The organism is Streptomyces sp. SID10853 (assembly GCF_010548145.1).
Taxonomy (GTDB): Bacteria; Actinomycetota; Actinomycetes; order Streptomycetales; family Streptomycetaceae; genus Streptomyces.
Map to the genome: position 1 here is coordinate 15,969 of NZ_JAAGLN010000021.1, position 15,602 is coordinate 31,570.

Sequence of the window (15,602 nt, forward strand, 5' to 3'; positions counted from 1 at the left end):
GGCGCACACACGCGGACACGGAACACCAGCACCAGCAGGAGGACGGCACGTGACTTCGGCCCACACAGCGAACGAACCGCTCATCACCGACGACTGGCACGTCAGCAGCAAGATCTACCGCGACCCCACGATCTTCGCGCGGGAGCTCTCAGCCGTGTACGGGCGCACCTGGGTGTTCGTGGCGCACGAGAGCGAGATACCGTCCGGCGGCGATTACCGGACCGCCCACATCGGCCGCCAGCCCGTCATCGTCAACCGCGGCGCCGACGACGGCGCCGTCAACGTCATGTTCAACCGCTGCCGCCATCGCGGAGCAGCCGTCTGCCGACGGGAGTCCGGCAACGCCAACTTCTTCCGCTGCGCCTACCACGGCTGGACCTACGGCTCATCGGGCGAACTGACCGGCGTCCCCTTCGACGACGGCTACGGCGACGGCTTCGACCGGCCGGCGATGGGCCTGGTGCACGTCCCGCGCGTGGAGACCTACCGCGGCTTCGTCTTCGCCTCCCTCGACTCCGGCATCGAGCCGCTCACCGAGTACCTCGGCAACGCCCGCCGCTATCTCGACTTCATCGCGGACATCGGCACGGACGGGCCCGAACTCGCCTCCGGCGCCCACAAGCTGGTCTTCAAGGGGAACTGGAAACTCCAGGTGGAGAACACCATCGACCCCTACCACTTCTCGTTCACCCACAAGAGCTGGCTGGACATCCTCAAGGAACGGTCCGGGAAGAGCAGTCCCTGGGTGAAGAACGTCCGCACCAATCCGGAGTGGCGCGGCATCGATCTCGGCGGCGGTCACGCCGTGCACGAGTACGGCAGCCTGGACGCCGGGGGACCGGACAACGCCCACGCCATCGCGATCGGTGAGCTGATCCCCTTCAACCTGAACATCTTCCCGAGCCTGGCCTTCGTCGGCGCGCATCTGCGGCTGATCGTCCCCCGCGCGGTCGACGAGACCTGGGTCTACCTCTACCCCCTGCTGCCCAAGGGCGCGGACGAGGCGGAGCGCAGCCGGATTCTGCGCGACCACGAGATCTTCTACGGTCCGTCCGGCTTCGGCTCCACCGACGACGTCGAGGTCGCCTTCGACCGGGTGACGGACGGCAGCCGGGCATCGGAGAGCAGTGCCGACTGGGCGCTGATGAGCAGGGGACTGGACCGCGAGGAGGTCGACGAGGCCACCGGTGTGCGCATCGGCCGGTCGTCCGACGAGGTGCCCCAGCGGGCCTATCTGCGCCGCTGGCTCGAACTGCTGGAGGCCGGCCGTGAGCAGGACTGACAACGGGATGCCGCGCGTGGACGACCGGACGCTGCGCGCCGCGGTGGAGGAGTTCCTCTACGCGGAAGCGGAGCTCCTCGACACCCAGGACTACGCGGGCTGGCTCGGACTCTTCTCGTCCGACGCCCTGTACTGGATCCCCGCGGCCGGCGGCGACGCCGACCCGACCCGTGCGGTGTCGATCGTCCACGACGACTACGGCTCCCTCTCCGAGCGGGTGTGGCGCTTCGACAGCGGCCTCGCCTACGCACAGGAGCCGCGCTCGCGCACGGCCCACCTGGTGACCAATGTCCGGGTGACCGGCGTACGCAAGGACGAGTCCGAAGGCTCAGGGGGCGCGGAGACCGTCGAGGCCGAAGCGAACTTCCTCACCGCCGAGTTCCGCAAGGACGTCCAGCACACCCACGCGGGGCGCTGCCGCTACCTGCTGCGCCGGTCCGGCGGCGAGTTCCGGATCACGCGGAAGACGGTCGAACTCCTCAACAGCAGCGGCTACCTGGGCAATCTCAGCCTGCTCCTGTAGCGCGGAAAGGACCCGGCATGACCGACGGCATGCCCCTGGAGCAGATCCTCGCGGCGCTGGAACCGGACCCTGACCGACTGGTCGTACGCAATGAGTTCGCGGCCGTCGCCGTCAGCCTGCGCGACCCCGGGCCCGGCCGGCCCCGGTTGCTCATCGAGGACCTCCGCACCCACCGGACCGTGGAACTGGACGCACTCGAACTGGAGACGCTCGCCTGGGCCCGCCACGAGGATCTCGCGCCCCTGCTGGACCCCAGCAACTCCCGCTGGCCCGGCGGTTCCACCACACCCCCCGACGCACCATCCACCGCACCATCCACCACACCCCCCGACGCACCACCCGAGAGGGAAGGCACATGAGTACCACCAGGACAGCACAGAAGTGGATCTGCATGTCCTGCGGGGACGTCTACGACCCCGCGGAGGGCGACCCGGAGGGCGGCATAGCCCCCGGTACGGCCTTCGAGGACATCCCCGACGGCTGGGTCTGCCCGGTCTGCGGCGCCCGCAAGGACGACTACGAGCCCTATGACGAGGACGCGGCGTGAGCGCGCCCCAGGACGGCACGCCCGTCGACATGCTGCTGATCGGCGGCGGTGCGGCCTCCACAGCGGCGGCGGCCGAGCTGCGCAAGCAGGGCTTCCGCGGGTCGATCGCACTCGTCACCCGCGAGCTGCTCACCCCGTACCACCGGCCCGCCGTGACCAAGGAGTTGCTGGGACCTGACGCGGACCGGCACGACCCGTCGCTGCACCCGGCGGACTGGTGGCTCCGCCATGACATCCGGCTGATGACCCGCTCCGCCGTCGCTGCCCTGGACACGCGGGGCCGTACGGCGACGCTCGTGAACAAGAAGGTTCTGCACTACGACAAGGCCCTCCTGGCGACCGGGGCCATGGTGCGCCGGCTGTTGGTGGACGGCGCCACGCTCGGCGGCATCCACTACCTCCGTGCCCCAGGCAACGCGGCGAAGCTGCGTGCCGAGGCAAGCGAGGCCCGGCGGGCCGTGCTCGTCGGCGGCTCCTTCATCGCGGTCGAGGTGGCCGCGGCGCTCTCCACGGCGGGCGTGCACTGCACGATGGTGATGCCCGAGAACGGCCCCCTGGAGCCGGCGTTCGGGCCCACCGTGTCGGCGTACACGGCAGGGCTCCTGCGCGCGCACGGGGTGGAGCTGGTGTGCGGCCGGCAGGTGACCGGGTTCACCGGAGACGGCCGGGTGGACGGTGTCCGCACGGACACCGGCGACCGGATCCCGGCGGATCTCGTGGTCGTCGGTATCGGCGCGGTCCCCGACACCAAGCTCGGCCGGGCGGCCGGCATCGAGGTGGGCTCCACCGGTGGCTTCGCCTGTGACTCGGCGCTGCGCACCAGCGATCCGCACATCTTCGCGGCGGGCGACGTCTGCGAGTACGACAGCCCCGTGCACGGCCGCCGGCTGCGGGTGGAGCACGAGGCGCACGCGACCGCGCAGGGGGCGACAGCGGCGCTGGGCATGCTCGGCTCTCCGGCCGCGCACCTGGAAGTCCCGTACTTCTGGACCGATCTGGCCGACTGGGCGCGGTTCGAGTACGTCGGCCCGGCCTCCGACTGGGACGGCGAGCACATCACCGGCTCCCTCGACAGCGGCCGGTTCACAGTCCGGTACACGCGCGGCGGGCGAGTGGTCGCCGCTTTCACCTGCGGACGGCCCGATGACCTGGAGCAGGCCCGCACCGCCATCACCACCGGCTGACCTCACCGAAGGAGCACCCGTGGAAGAGATCCAGGCCACCAGAGAGCCGGCGGAGACACCGGCGCCGCACGAGCCCGACCGGATGCCGCTGCAGGCGAAGCGGGCGGCGAGGGCCGCGTTCCTCGGCTTCGCCGTCGACTACTTCGACATCTATCTTCCGGTGGTCGCGCTCGCACCCGCGCTCCACTACTTCCAGTCGCCGTCCCTCTCCGGCACGGCGGGGACCACGCTCTTCTTCCTGACGTTCGCGGTGACACTGATCGGCAGGCCGATCGGCTCGGCCGTCTTCGGCAGCCTCAGCGACCGGATCGGCCGCCGCCGTTCCACCCTCATCGCCGTAGCCGGCTTCACCGTCGCCACGTTCCTGATGGCCGCCCTGCCGGGGTACGCGGACTGGGGGTACGGCGCGCTGGCCGCGCTCATGGTGCTCAGGCTGCTGGGCGGAGTCTTCATGGGCGGCGAGTACACCAGTGCCAACCCGCTCGCCCTGGAGTCCTGCCCGGCGCCGAGGCGCGGCTTCGTCGGCGCACTGATCGCAGCCGCCTACCCGGTCGGCTACATCGCCATCTCGCTCGTCACGCTGCCGCTCCTCCAACTCCTCCCGGCCGGCGGGACCGACTCCGCGTACGTGCAGTGGGGCTGGCGGATCCCGTTCGTCGTCGGCGGCCTGCTCGGCGTCGTCTTCTTCTGGTACTTCCACCGCACCGTCGAGGAGTCCGATGCCTGGACAGCGGCGGTCCAGGACCGGGTTGTCGGGGCGGAGGGCCGGGGCGGCGTGCGGAAGGCGCCGCTGAGAGAGCTGTTCGCAGCAGGCAACATCCGCCGGCTCGGGCAGGTGTTCCTGCTGATGAGCGGTCTGTGGTTCGCCGTCCAGTCGGTCGTCTCCCCGATGTCCGGGCTGCTGATCTCACAGCTGAGGCAGGACCCGGACGCGGTGACCGCCGGTCTGCTCGTCGCCAACGTCGCGCTCTTCGCCGGCTACCTCACGCTCGGTGTCCTCGGCCAGAAGTACGGCAGACGCAAGGTCCTGCTGCTGTCCGGGGCCGGCACCGCGACCATCGCCGCACTCACCTTCTTCCTTGCCATCCACATCCTCGACGGCGGCGGCAACTTCCCGCTGGCGATGGTCCTTTACACGGTCTGCCTCGTCGTGGCCGTCTCTCCCTACGGAGTGGCGACGGTGTACCTGCTGGAGGCATTCCCCACCCACATCCGTGCCTCCGGCTACGGCGTGGCCTTCAGCTTCTCGCTCGTCGTCCCGTCGTTCTACAGCCTCTACATGCTGGGGCTCTCGGCCGTCACGCCGTACGCCTACACCCCGCTGGTGCTGATCGTGCTCAGCGGCGTCCTCACCGTCCTGGGTGCCCGTCTCGGGCCGGAGACGAAGCACCTGGACCTTCGCCCGCAGCCTGCATGAGACCCCAGCCTGCCCCCCCCGACCACCGGGCGATCCCGCCCGGCCCACACCGGAATTCCACTCTCCCGAAAGGTTTCGACACCATGATCCGTCATGTCTTTCTCTGGAAGGTCGCTCCCGGCTGTGACCACGACAAGGTCATCGAGCTGCTGAGCCGGCTGTCCGAGCAGATCCCCTCGCTGCGCAGCTGGGAGATCGGCAGGCATCAGGGCGACCCGGGTGACAACGGCACCCCGTGGGACGGCCTGCTCATCTCCGACTTCGACGACTGGCAGGGCCTCCAGGAGTACTCCGACCACCCCTTCCACGTGGAAATCGTCAAGGAACTCAAGCCCCTGGTCGCCGACCGGGCCGTCGTCGACATCGAGAGGGGGAACGTCTGATGGCGGACAGGGTAGACACCAAGGCAGACATCAAGGTCGCCAGGAGCCCCTACGGCGAGGACGACCAGCGGGGCGCTCTCAATCTGATGACCCCCGCCTCGCAGGCGGCCATCATGTCCCGTGCCGACGCCTCTCGTGTCTACGACCTGAGCATCGACTACTTCATCGGGATGCCGAGCTTCCAGGCGGCCGGGGACCCCGCGTACCAGATCTTCATGAGTCACACGCCCGACGGCACAGCCGTGGACAACCTCAACGGCGCGGGCGCCGATGTCAACCGTCGCGTCTGTTACTCCGGTGACGTCATCTTCATGTACACCCACACCGGCACCCACATCGACGCCCTGAACCACTTCGGCGTCGGCGGGGAGATCTACAACGGTTTCCGCGCCGACGACCACCTGGGCAGCCGGCACTGGGACCGCGGTGGGGCCGAGCAGATCCCGCCCATCGTGGCGCGCGGTGTGCTGCTCGACATCGCCGGCCTGAAGGGCGTCGAGTGTCTGCCCGACTCGTACTCCATCACGGTGGAGGACTGCCAACAGGCCCTGAAGCAAGCCGGTCTGGAGCTGACCGAAGGTGATGTCGCCCTGGTGCGCACCGGCCGGATGTCGCACTGGCCGGACGGTTCCAAGGTGCTCGGTAACCCGCCCGGCCTGAGCCTGGACGCGGCTCGCTGGCTCACCGGGCAGAGCATCATCGCGATCGCCGCCGACCAGGAGTGCGTGGAGGTGGGGCCGTCCGAGCACGAGGACAACTGGCTTCCGGGGCACTGCCACTTCCTCGCCGAATCCGGTGTGCCGATGATCGAGCTGGTCGACCTGGAGGCGCTGGCCCGCGACGGCGTGCATGAGTTCTGCCTGGTGGCGGCGCCGATCCGGCTGCGCGGCGCCACCGGTGCGCCGCTGCGCCCGCTGGCCATGGCCCTGCGGGACCGGCCGTCCCGCCCGCGCGAGAAGTAGGGGCGGTCAGTGACGGAATCAGTGTCCGGGGGGAGCGGGGCGCCCCCCGGCGCGCTGCCACGTCCGGCGGGAGCCCGCCGACTGCGCGTCCATGTGCTCCAGGTGGCATACGGGGACGAGGAGCCGGTGGCGGAGCGGACGGCACGGGTCGCGGAGCTCGTACGCGGGCAGCGCGGCGCCGATCTCGTGGTGCTGCCCGAGCTGTGGGCGCACGGTGCCTTCGCCGCGTCCTCCTGGTGGGAACGGGCGGAGACGCTGGACGGCCCGGTGCGCACCGCGCTGGCGGCGGCCGCGCGGGAGATCGGTGCCACCGTCCACGCGGGCTCGATCGTGGAACGTCCGCCCGCTCTCGTACACCCGGCTCCGGAAGCGGAGAATCGGGGGTGCGGGTTGTGGAACACCTCGTTGCTGCTCGGCCCCAGCGGCGGACTGGAGGCGGCCTACCGGAAGATCCACCGCTTCGGATTCGGCGAGGGCGAGGCGCTGCTCCTGCGGCCGGGCGGGGAAACGGTGACCGCGCCGCTGAGCGGGGCGAGGGGGCTGCCGGTGACGAGGGCCGGGCTGGCCACCTGTTACGACCTGCGGTTCCCTGAGCTGTTCCGGGAGTTGCTGACTGCCGGGTCCGAGGTGTTCCTGGTGCCTGCGGCCTGGCCGGCGTCCCGCGTCGGCCACTGGACCCTGCTCGGGCGGGCCCGCGCGGTGGAGAACCAGTGTGTCGTCGTGCAGTGCAACACCGCGGGCGCCCACAGCGGGCTGCCCATGGGAGGCCGCAGCCAGGTCGTCGGGCCCACCGGGGACGTACTCGCCGAGGCGGGTGACGGTGAGGAAGTGCTCGCGGTCGAGGTCGATCTCGCCGAGGTGGACATGGCCCGTGACAGCTTCCCCGTACTGGCGGACCGACGGCTCTAGCCCTTCTTCCCCGGAGGGGCGACCCTCCCCGTGGCCTCGCCCCCGTACCGCCGGAGCGGTACGGGGGCGAGCGCCGGTTCCGGCGGTACGGGGGCCTCGACCGCCTCGACGGCTGCCGGTCGGGCCCGACCCGACCCGACCCGACCCGGGCCGGTCCGGTCGGCCGGACCGGCCCGGGAGTGGGTCTCACCCCGGTGGTCACGGGGCCTTGGCGAGTGAGGCGTCCTCGGTCACGTGCCGGTTGCGTGCGGCGGCCATACCGAACAGGAGCTGCGGCACCAGCATCACCAGCAGGACGATCAGCGGCAGCGTCCAGTTGCCCGACGCGTCATGGAGTGAGCCCAGGGCCAGGGGGCCCACCGAGGCGAGGACATAGCCGAAGCCCTGGGACATGCTGGCCAGTTGGGCCGCGTGCCGGGCGTCAGGGGCGCGCTGGACGATGAACAGCAGCGCGAGGCTGATCGCGCCGCCCTGGCCGAGACCGAGCAGCACCATCCACAGGTACGCGAGGCCGACCGGCATGACGAGCATCCCGGCGAGGCCGGTCGCGCACAGCACCGTCGACAGCACGGTCACCGTCCCCGGACGCAGACGCCGTTCGGCGATGACGGGGGCGAGGAAGGAGCCCGCGATCCCCAGCAGGGAGGAGAAGGACAGCATCCAGCCGGCGGTTCCGCCGCTCATGCCGGCGTGCTCCAGGATGGCCGGCAGCCAGGCGGTGGCCGCGTAGTAGGTGAGGGACTGCAGGCCCATGAAGGCGGCGACGTGCCAGGCGAGCGGCTGTCGCCACAGGCCCTTCACGGGGTGCGACGCCTCCCGCACCTCACGGGTGGAGACCCTTGTGCGGTTCCGGATCTGCGGCAGCCAGACCAGACCGGCGACGAGGGCGAGGACGCCCCAACCCGCCAGCACCATCCGCCAGTTCGCGCCGGACGCCTGCTGGATCGGCACGCTGAGCCCGGCGGCCGCCGCGGCGCCGGTGAAGAGGGACATCGAGAAGACGCCCATCAGCGGGCCGACGCGATGCGGGAAGTCCCGCTTGATCAGGCCCGGCAGCAGGACGTTGCCGATGGCGATGCCCGCACCGATGACGATGGTCCCGCCGAACAGCGCGATCGTGCTGGGCGCGAGCCGTACGAGCGTACCGGCGACGATCAGACCCATCGCGACGAGCAGGGCCCGCTCCATGCCGAGCCTGCGGCCGAGGCGCGGAGAGATCGGCGCCAGCAGCCCGAAACAGAGCAGCGGCAGCGAGGTGAGCATGCTGATCGCCGGGGACGACATCCCGCTGCTGTCCCTGATCGACGGCGCCAGGGGGGAGACGGCGACCAGCGCGGGCCGCAGGTTCAGTGCGAGCAGCACGATGCCGGCTATGAGCAGCCCCGCCTTACGGGCCGGTGTCTGCGCTTGCTGGTCTCCGGGTGCGTTCACGGGGCCGGTGGCCGTGGCGGACGGGGCCCGTGGGCCGACCGTCCGGGGGGTGTCCTTGTTCATCCGCTTTCCTTGTCCGATCCCGGGGAGCCGGATGAGCCCGACGAGCCCGGGGCGCTGGGGTCCCCGAGACCGCGCAGGGCCTCCATGGCTGCTGACAGATGGGTGAACGCGGCCAGCTCCGCCGCGGCGGGGTCCTGGGCCTCGATCGCGTCGACGATGGCGGTGTGCTCGGCCACCTGCCGCCGCACCGTGTCCGGCAGGGGCGCGGTGGTCACGGAGCGGAGGGTCTCGCGCAGCGAGTCGCTGAACTGGTCGTACAGCTCCGCGAGTACGGAATTGCTGGCCGCCGCGGCAACCGCCCGGTGGAAGGCCATGTCGGCCTCCACGAAGGCGGCGTTGTCCCCCGCGGCGTTCCGCACCGCGAGAGCATCGCGCAGCGCGGCCACGTCCTCGGGGGTGCGTCGCTGGGCGGCGTAGCGAGCCGCGTCCCGCTCCAGGCTGGCACGTACCTCGTACGCCTCCAGTGCGGTGCTGCGGTGCAGCCGGCGCTGGAGGGCGGCGCCGAATCCGCTCTCGGCCCTGACGTACGTCCCGTCGCCGGGGCGGGGCTCCAGCATTCCGGTGTGGGTGAGAGCGCGCACTGCCTCGCGCACGGTGTTCCGGCCGACGCCGAGTTCCTCCACGAGGACGGGCTCGGGCGGGATCCTGACACCGACGGGCCACTCGCCCTCGGTGATGAGCGCCTCGATCTGCTCGATGACGGCTTCCACGAGGCTGGTGCGCGCGGTGCTCCGCAGGGGCATGTACGGCTCCTTCGGCCCGGTCCTGGATCTGGCCACTGTTCTTGTGCGGCCGACGCCAATGTGCCGACCATACGAAGACTCTAACATCCCATGTTTGGATGTTTGCCGTGCGGGCGGTGTGGGCTATGTCGCCCACCGGTGCACCCGGCTGGTTGCGTGGGCTCGGCGTGACCGGAAAGTGGGGCGTACGGGCGCAGGCCGTATGCCGGGGCCTGGCGGCACGGGATCTCGCTCTACGGGTGGGGACCGGGAACTGCGTGACCTCTTCCGTGCCGCGCCGGAGGGGTGAGGGCGTCCGCGCTGCCGGCCGGGCCTCCCGCCGTGGACAGGGCGGGAGGCCCGGCGCGGTCAGGACCGCGCTCGCGTCGGCGTGCCGGTTCAGGGGCTGGGGCTCAGCCCGCGCGGACGAACTCCATATTGATCGAGTACATGAACTCGTGGACGCCCACGCACTCCCAGCCCACGTCTTCGACGGACCGCACGACCAGGTCGATCTCCTTGCGGATCTTCTTCATGGGGTTCCTGATCCGGGCCATGCCCCGGGGGTCGATGTCGATGGACGCTCCGAAGGTGCCGTCCCCTTGAGCGTGCGCGCGCCTGGCATCCGTGACGAGCTTCTGTATCCGGATCGCGTGCAGTATTCCCATGTTGTGCCTCCCGCTCTGTGCTGCCGTGGGCCCGTATGTGTTTCCGACTGCCTTACGAGCACGTGTCATTGGCGACGGAATTGCTGTCTGGGTGGTTGCGTGGCTGTGGCTGTGGGGCTGGGTATGCAGGCGGGGGAGGAGGCCGGGGGCGGGCGGTGTGGTGCCGGTGTCCCGGAGGGGCGGGAGCGGGTGTGGGCCGGCTGCACGGTCGGCGCCGGGGGCGGGCCGCTTCCCCTCCCGTCCCCCGAGGGGCCGTGCAGATTGCCCGTCACCTGGACCGCGGCGCCGCAGACGAGTAACACCGCTGCCAGCGCGGTCAGTCGGACGGAGGCGCGCAGTGGCCTCGACGCCGTGGACCGCGGGTCGACGTCCATCATCAGTCCACGTATTCCTGGGCGACCTGGACGTATTCGAAGCCCTTGACGTCGGTGGCGATCTGCATCTGACCGGTCTTCGACGAGGCGATCAGGGTGTTGAGCAGACCGGTGATCGCCGCGCTCAGTGCCGACTCGGTGTCCGAACCGTCGGCGATGAACAGCGCCTTGGTCGCCACCTGTTCCAGGACATCGCGCTTCGCGCCGCCGAAGCCGTACGCGATCACGTGGGGGTGGCGCGGCCAGTCCCTGTCCACGAGCGTGCGGAAGGAGTCCTTCCAGTACGTGTCGGTCGGAGCGCCGTCGGTCAGGAAGAAGACCGTCGGCCGTAGTACATCGAGGTTCTGCAGCCTCAGGTTGCTGACGTCCTGTTCGATGCACTCCCTCACCCGGTCGAAGGTCTTGCCGTACTCGGTGCGCCCGCCGCAGATCACCTCGGGCATGGCAGGCACCTGCTCCATGTCCGACATCGGGATCACCACGTGCACATCGGTGGAGAAGGCGACCACACAGACCCGGGCGAACTCCGAGACGCGGGGATTCGTCGCCAGGTTGTAGTGCAGACGGGAGAGGGTCGCGTTGAGCACGGCCTCGTGCGGCTTCATCGACGAGGACGCGTCGATCACCACGTAGGTGGGCAAGCAGAGTGACATGGTGCACCTCTGGGCTAGTGGTTGGAGGCGATGACGAACAGCAGGAGCGCGGCTATGAAGACCACGAGAACCCAGCCGGCCTGCGAGCCGGACTCGGGCGGCCCTGGAGGCGTCGGCTCGGGTTTCTTCACGGGCCGACGGGCGCCGGTGGTGGACTGCGGGGCCGGCTGAGTGGCCGGCTGCGGGGGCAACGGTGGCAGCGCGGTGCGTGCCGGACGTGGCGTGGTTCTGAGATAGGGGCCGCCGCTCAGCGCCTGGTTCAGCTGAGCGGCCGATGGCCGTCGCTCGCGGTCGGCCGCGAACAGCATGTCGAGCAGCACTTCGGAGACGGCGGGCTGGTTCGGCCAGGGGGACGCGGCGACGGTGTGGAAGGTGTGCCCGTCACGCCGGCCCGTCATGCATTTGGCGACGAGCAGTCCGAGCCGGTAGCGGTCCGTGTACTCGTCGGCGTCGGTGCCCGGCGGTGTGAGCGGGTCGGCCCAGTTCGGCTGATGGATGTCCTGCATCTTCTTCGGCTGACAGCCGTCGACGTCGATGAGGTAGACGGAGCGCTGTTCCGGGCTCCAGAAGGCGTTGGAGAACGACCAGTCCGAGTAGACCAGGCCCAGGCTCTCCAGGACCGCCGCGAGCTCCGTCAGCTGGAGGCAGGCGGCCCGCCTGCCCGCGAAGCCGGGGGACGGCAGTCCGACACCCCGGATCGAATCGTCGGACTTCGCCAGCCAGTCGATCTCCACGAAGCGGCGCTCGCTGAACGCGCCGCGCCGCAGCTCGGAACGGTACTGCTCGGGCGCCATCGGGATGACGCAGCCGACGGCCGGATTGCCGGGCTCGTGGATGCGGGCCGCGGGCCAGCACGTGCCGGTGTACAGGAGCGCACGATCCGCCTCCTGCAGCGTGCCCGGAGCCGAAACGAGCTGGTCGAGCCGGTCGGCGTCCTCCGGGTGCTGGTCCGGCCGGTAGAGCTTGGCCAGCCACCCCGGATGGTTCGTCAGTGGCTTCACGGCGATGGCCTGGCCGTTGTGTTCGGAGATCGGCTCGCCCAACGGTCCGAGATCGCTGACGCTCACGGTCCGTGGCAACACCCAGCCCCGCACATCGGCCGCCGGGCCCTCGCCCTCGACGAGACGCGGTTCCGTCATGCCCGGTCACCGTTCCACATCACGACAGCGGTGCGGTCGTCAAGGCACTGAGGTGCGTCGAAGCCGACGTCGGCGGTGAACCGTGTGGCCGGGACCGGCGAGCGCCAGGCGTTCGCGAAGTACTCGTTGACGTTGCCCGCCTGGTCCGCCCACGCGTCGCCGATCCCGTCCGTGACCAGGGCCAGGGCGGCACCGGGAGCCAGCGTGACGTACTGGCCCATGGCCAGTTGGGGTGTGTCCGGCAGTCGCCCGGCGACCTCGTTCGAGACCACCGCGGCCGCGCGGTCCTTGGCCTCGCCGGCGGTGAACCGCCACTGTGGGACGCGCGGGTCGAGCGTCCAGGCCGAGCTGTCGCCGAGCCAGGTGATCCAGGCCTCGGCAACGCCGTTCGCGTCCGGCTCGGCGAGCACCGCGGTGATCAGCACGGTGGCCACGTGCGAGGTGTCGACGCCGCGTCCGGCCGCGTGAGCGGCGACCGATTCCGCGATCCGCCCGTACAGCTCTTCGACATCGAGCCTGCCGAACCCCACTGTCTCGATCTGCTCGCGCAGCAGGGTGACGGCCCGGCTGGAGGCCGTTGTGGCCCCGGCGTCGGACCAAGCCGCGCTGGACAGGCCGTCGGCCACGGCCACGATCGCGTACCGGCTGTCCCGGCTCCGCCCGATCCGGTACGAGTCCTGCCGCGGCTCGGCGGGTTGGCTGCAGCGGTGGCCGGGCCCGATGACGGAGGCCGCGCGGACGGTGAACGTACCGACCGTGGCCTCGTCGGCAGCGATCCCGTTCTGTACCGTGCGCTCGGGCAGCAGCCAGGGGTAGCCCTGGGCGCGCGCCCCGTCGCCGAAACGGGGAACGCTGAGGTCGGTCGGCCGCTCGCGCAGGAACGGCCGGGGCCTCGGGGACGGGGGCTGCGGCGCCGCAGGTCCGGCGACGTAGTGGCAGACCGGAACCGCTGTGCGGGGCTGGGATTCCGGTGCGAGCCGGTCCCGCTGCCGGGCGAGCGCCGCGGATGTGGACCCGAGTACGGCCGCCGCGCCGACGGCACCCACGGCCGCGAGGGCGAATCCGTCCACCAGCAGGTCGTACCGCCGATGCGGCATGCCGACCTCGATGAAGGCCCCGATGGCGACGGCCATGAGCAGCACCGCCCGCAAGCGTCCGTCCATGAGACCGTCCCGACGGCCGTCGTCCCGGCTCACGGCCGTTCCCCGGAATCCCGGGAATTCGGCCCGGAGGAAAAATTCTGAGTGCCGTGCTGCACCGCGAATACCTCACCTGAATTGGTGGCGGAATTGACCTGGATCACGATGTCCGGCCTTTCCGGTGTGCGCAGCGAAGCCAGGGCCATGACGTCCTGGGCGATATCCCGGTTCCGGTCGAGCAGCTGGGACAGGGCTTCGGTCCAGTAGTCCACTGCCCCGGCGTCGACCGCTCCCCTCGTGGCGGTCGACTGCCGGTTCAGTGCGGCGGACAGCTCGTTGCGGCGGCTGCCGCGTGCCTGTGCGAGAACCCTGTCCATCAGCCTCTTCGCCTCCTGCCAGAGATCGGTGCCCATTGCGGAGACCAGAGCGGTGGCGCCGCTCGCGGCCAGCGCGGCGAGTTCCTCGTTCATCGGCGCGTATCAACCCCGGTCGTTGTGGCGGATGTACTGGTCGCCCCGGTGCACGGCGAAGGCCGTGCCGTGCCCCGAGGCCTGGACGAGCTGCTCCACGGTCCGCGGCCCGGGCCGCGCGGGCTGCTCGCCGGAGACCGGGTCCGGGCCGGAACCGACGCGTGGCCCGACGGGGCTGCCCGGGTACCAGAGCCAGGCCCGCGCGGCGTACTCCTTGACCCGGACGTCGGCCGCGGTGAAGGCGTCCGCTTCGAGCCCCTCGTAGCCGTGCCCGACTGTCTCCTCGTAGAAGTGGCGCGAGAGGATCGCGGCCAGCGGGGTGCCGCCGGTGCCGGCCAGGGTCGCGTGCCGCAGCGGGGGCGAGTCGAGCAGCCGGGCCAGCGCCTCGAAGGGGGCGCCGGAGACGGTGCCGTCCGGATCGAGCCGGACCTCGCCCGCGTGCACCGCGGCCCGCACTCGCAGCCGAGTGTCCGCGCCGGCGTGCCTGTTGTGCTCGCGGATCCGCGAGCACAGCTCAGGGAGCAGCGGGAACAGCAGTCCGGCCTTGGGCAGTGCGGCCGGGGCGACGAGCCGGCAGCCGTCTCCGGTGTCGGTGTACAAGAAGTCCTGCGACTTCAGATCCGCGATGCCCAGGGCGCCGAAAAGCGCGGAGCGCAGAACTCCGCGGATCTCCTGAAGCCGCTGCTCGCCGCGGCCCGCGGAGCCCGCGATGTCGCACGCCAGCAGGGCTCGGTATTCATACCTCGGATTCACAATCCCTCCGCGATCACGACGGGGACCGGCAATTCGGAGATCGATTTGCTGTCGTCCCTGTTGTCCGGTGCAGACAAGATGATTGACGGGATCGTAGAGGAGGGGTCCCCGGGTAGAACGGCTACTAATACGGCTTGTACGGCTTCGGCCGATGACAGGAGAGGTGTGGCCGATGAGGAACACACAGGTGCGCGGGGCCACGGCCTACTGGCCGTCGGCCGGGCTGCTCGGCCGGGTTGGCGACGCCGACCGCGGAATTCTCATGGGACTCGGCCACGGCGTGGTCTACCCGGCGGGCCAGATCACCATCCGTGAGGCCGACACCTCGGACTTCGCGCTGCTCCTGCTCGGCGGCACCGTGAAGGTCACCGCCCTTGCGCAGGACGGCCGCGAGGCGCTGCTGGCCGTACGGATGGCCGGGGACCTGGTCGGGGAGTTCGCCGGGATCGACGGCCAGCCGCGCGTCGGCACCGTGACCGCCTGCGGCAGGGTGCCGGCCCGCTACATACTCCGCTCCGAACTGCTGGAGTGCACGAAGCAGCACCCCTCCATAGGACTTGCGCTCAGCGCGAGCGTGGTGGCCAAGCTGCGCACGGCGACCGGCCGGATCGTCGACTTCACCGGTTGCGACGTGCTCGGGCGGCTGGCCAGGATCCTGCACCACCTGGCCGTCATCTACGGGCCTCCGGGCCGGAACGAAGCACAACTCCCGCTGTCGCAGCCGGGGATGGCCACGCTGGTCGGCGCGGCGGAGTCGTCGGTCCACAAGGCGCTGCGGGCGTTGCGGGAGTCCGGCGCGGTGGTGACCGGCTATCGCAGGATCATGATCCTTGACCTGGATCACCTCGCCAGGATCGCCGTTGCGGCCGGGTCCGACGGATCTGCGGCGATTTCGCCGAACACGTAAAAGCGCCGGGTTCGTACGACGGGCCGGCGCCAGCATGGCCAAGTGCAGGGACCCGGTAGGGCAGAGGACGGGGGAA

18 protein-coding genes are annotated in these 15,602 nt (G+C 70.7%); 10 read left to right on the plus strand and 8 right to left on the minus strand.

The window, feature by feature from the left end; translation table 11 throughout:
- Positions 1 to 49: 49 nt before the first annotated feature.
- The 9 genes from G3I19_RS07030 to G3I19_RS07070 all read left to right on the plus strand — a co-directional run bounded on the left by G3I19_RS07030 (position 50) and on the right by G3I19_RS07070 (position 7,207).
- Positions 50 to 1,282 carry a Rieske 2Fe-2S domain-containing protein gene (locus G3I19_RS07030; protein WP_164260647.1) on the plus strand — a complete coding sequence of 411 codons (1,233 nt, stop codon included), beginning with the start codon at positions 50 to 52 and terminating at the stop codon, positions 1,280 to 1,282.
- The gene (locus G3I19_RS07035) at positions 1,269 to 1,805 is read left to right on the plus strand and encodes an aromatic-ring-hydroxylating dioxygenase subunit beta (RefSeq protein ID WP_164260649.1); all 537 of its coding nucleotides are present in this window, start codon (positions 1,269 to 1,271) and stop codon (positions 1,803 to 1,805) included. Before G3I19_RS07030 ends, G3I19_RS07035 begins: the two co-directional genes overlap by 14 nt.
- A 17-nt stretch (positions 1,806 to 1,822) precedes the next feature.
- Positions 1,823 to 2,164 (plus strand): hypothetical protein, encoded by a 342-nt coding sequence (locus G3I19_RS07040; RefSeq protein ID WP_203599270.1) that lies wholly within the window; start codon positions 1,823 to 1,825, stop codon positions 2,162 to 2,164.
- On the plus strand, positions 2,161 to 2,352 hold the full coding sequence (rd, locus tag G3I19_RS07045; RefSeq protein ID WP_164260651.1) for a rubredoxin: 192 nt from the start codon (positions 2,161 to 2,163) through the stop codon (positions 2,350 to 2,352). Before G3I19_RS07040 ends, rd begins: the two co-directional genes overlap by 4 nt.
- On the plus strand, positions 2,349 to 3,536 hold the full coding sequence (locus G3I19_RS07050; RefSeq protein ID WP_164260653.1) for an FAD-dependent oxidoreductase: 1,188 nt from the start codon (positions 2,349 to 2,351) through the stop codon (positions 3,534 to 3,536). Before rd ends, G3I19_RS07050 begins: the two co-directional genes overlap by 4 nt.
- 19 nt (positions 3,537 to 3,555) lie before the next feature.
- The gene (locus tag G3I19_RS07055) at positions 3,556 to 4,953 is read left to right on the plus strand and encodes an MFS transporter (RefSeq protein ID WP_164260655.1); all 1,398 of its coding nucleotides are present in this window, start codon (positions 3,556 to 3,558) and stop codon (positions 4,951 to 4,953) included.
- Between the two features lie 83 nt (positions 4,954 to 5,036).
- The gene (locus tag G3I19_RS07060; RefSeq protein ID WP_164260657.1) at positions 5,037 to 5,336 is read left to right on the plus strand and encodes a Dabb family protein; all 300 of its coding nucleotides are present in this window, start codon (positions 5,037 to 5,039) and stop codon (positions 5,334 to 5,336) included.
- On the plus strand, positions 5,336 to 6,298 hold the full coding sequence (locus tag G3I19_RS07065; protein ID WP_164260659.1) for a cyclase family protein: 963 nt from the start codon (positions 5,336 to 5,338) through the stop codon (positions 6,296 to 6,298). The genes G3I19_RS07060 and G3I19_RS07065 overlap by 1 nt, the downstream gene beginning before the upstream one ends.
- A gap of 81 nt (positions 6,299 to 6,379) precedes the next feature.
- Entirely contained in the window at positions 6,380 to 7,207 is an 828-nt protein-coding gene (locus G3I19_RS07070; protein WP_164260710.1) for a carbon-nitrogen family hydrolase, read from the plus strand.
- A 198-nt stretch (positions 7,208 to 7,405) separates the two neighbouring features.
- Here the strand turns inward: G3I19_RS07070 and G3I19_RS07075 are convergent, their stop codons facing one another.
- From G3I19_RS07075 to G3I19_RS07110, 8 genes are all read right to left on the minus strand, one after another.
- On the minus strand, positions 7,406 to 8,701 hold the full coding sequence (locus G3I19_RS07075) for an MFS transporter (protein ID WP_164260661.1): 1,296 nt from the start codon (positions 8,699 to 8,701) through the stop codon (positions 7,406 to 7,408).
- Complete coding sequence (locus G3I19_RS07080; RefSeq protein ID WP_239074031.1) at positions 8,698 to 9,444, minus strand: FadR/GntR family transcriptional regulator; 747 nt, start codon at positions 9,442 to 9,444, stop codon at positions 8,698 to 8,700. The genes G3I19_RS07075 and G3I19_RS07080 overlap by 4 nt, the downstream gene beginning before the upstream one ends.
- Before the next feature lie 392 nt (positions 9,445 to 9,836).
- A complete protein-coding gene (locus G3I19_RS07085) occupies positions 9,837 to 10,091 on the minus strand; it encodes a hypothetical protein (RefSeq protein ID WP_164260663.1) in 255 nt (84 codons plus the stop codon).
- A 376-nt stretch (positions 10,092 to 10,467) separates the two neighbouring features.
- A complete protein-coding gene (locus tag G3I19_RS07090) occupies positions 10,468 to 11,118 on the minus strand; it encodes a VWA domain-containing protein (protein ID WP_164260664.1) in 651 nt (216 codons plus the stop codon).
- Between the two features lie 14 nt (positions 11,119 to 11,132).
- Entirely contained in the window at positions 11,133 to 12,257 is a 1,125-nt protein-coding gene (locus G3I19_RS07095; RefSeq protein WP_164260667.1) for a hypothetical protein, read from the minus strand.
- On the minus strand, positions 12,254 to 13,420 hold the full coding sequence (locus tag G3I19_RS07100; protein ID WP_164260669.1) for a protein phosphatase 2C domain-containing protein: 1,167 nt from the start codon (positions 13,418 to 13,420) through the stop codon (positions 12,254 to 12,256). Before G3I19_RS07100 ends, G3I19_RS07095 begins: the two co-directional genes overlap by 4 nt.
- Before the next feature lie 29 nt (positions 13,421 to 13,449).
- Complete coding sequence (locus tag G3I19_RS07105) at positions 13,450 to 13,866, minus strand: hypothetical protein (protein WP_164260671.1); 417 nt, start codon at positions 13,864 to 13,866, stop codon at positions 13,450 to 13,452.
- Positions 13,867 to 13,875: 9 nt separating this feature from the next.
- Positions 13,876 to 14,619 (minus strand): hypothetical protein, encoded by a 744-nt coding sequence (locus G3I19_RS07110; protein ID WP_164260673.1) that lies wholly within the window; start codon positions 14,617 to 14,619, stop codon positions 13,876 to 13,878.
- 172 nt (positions 14,620 to 14,791) lie between these two features.
- On the opposite strand from G3I19_RS07110, the gene G3I19_RS07115 reads away from it, so the two are divergent.
- Positions 14,792 to 15,526, plus strand: a complete 735-nt coding sequence (locus tag G3I19_RS07115; protein WP_239074032.1) for a Crp/Fnr family transcriptional regulator — start codon at positions 14,792 to 14,794, stop codon at positions 15,524 to 15,526.
- Positions 15,527 to 15,602 lie beyond the last annotated feature (76 nt).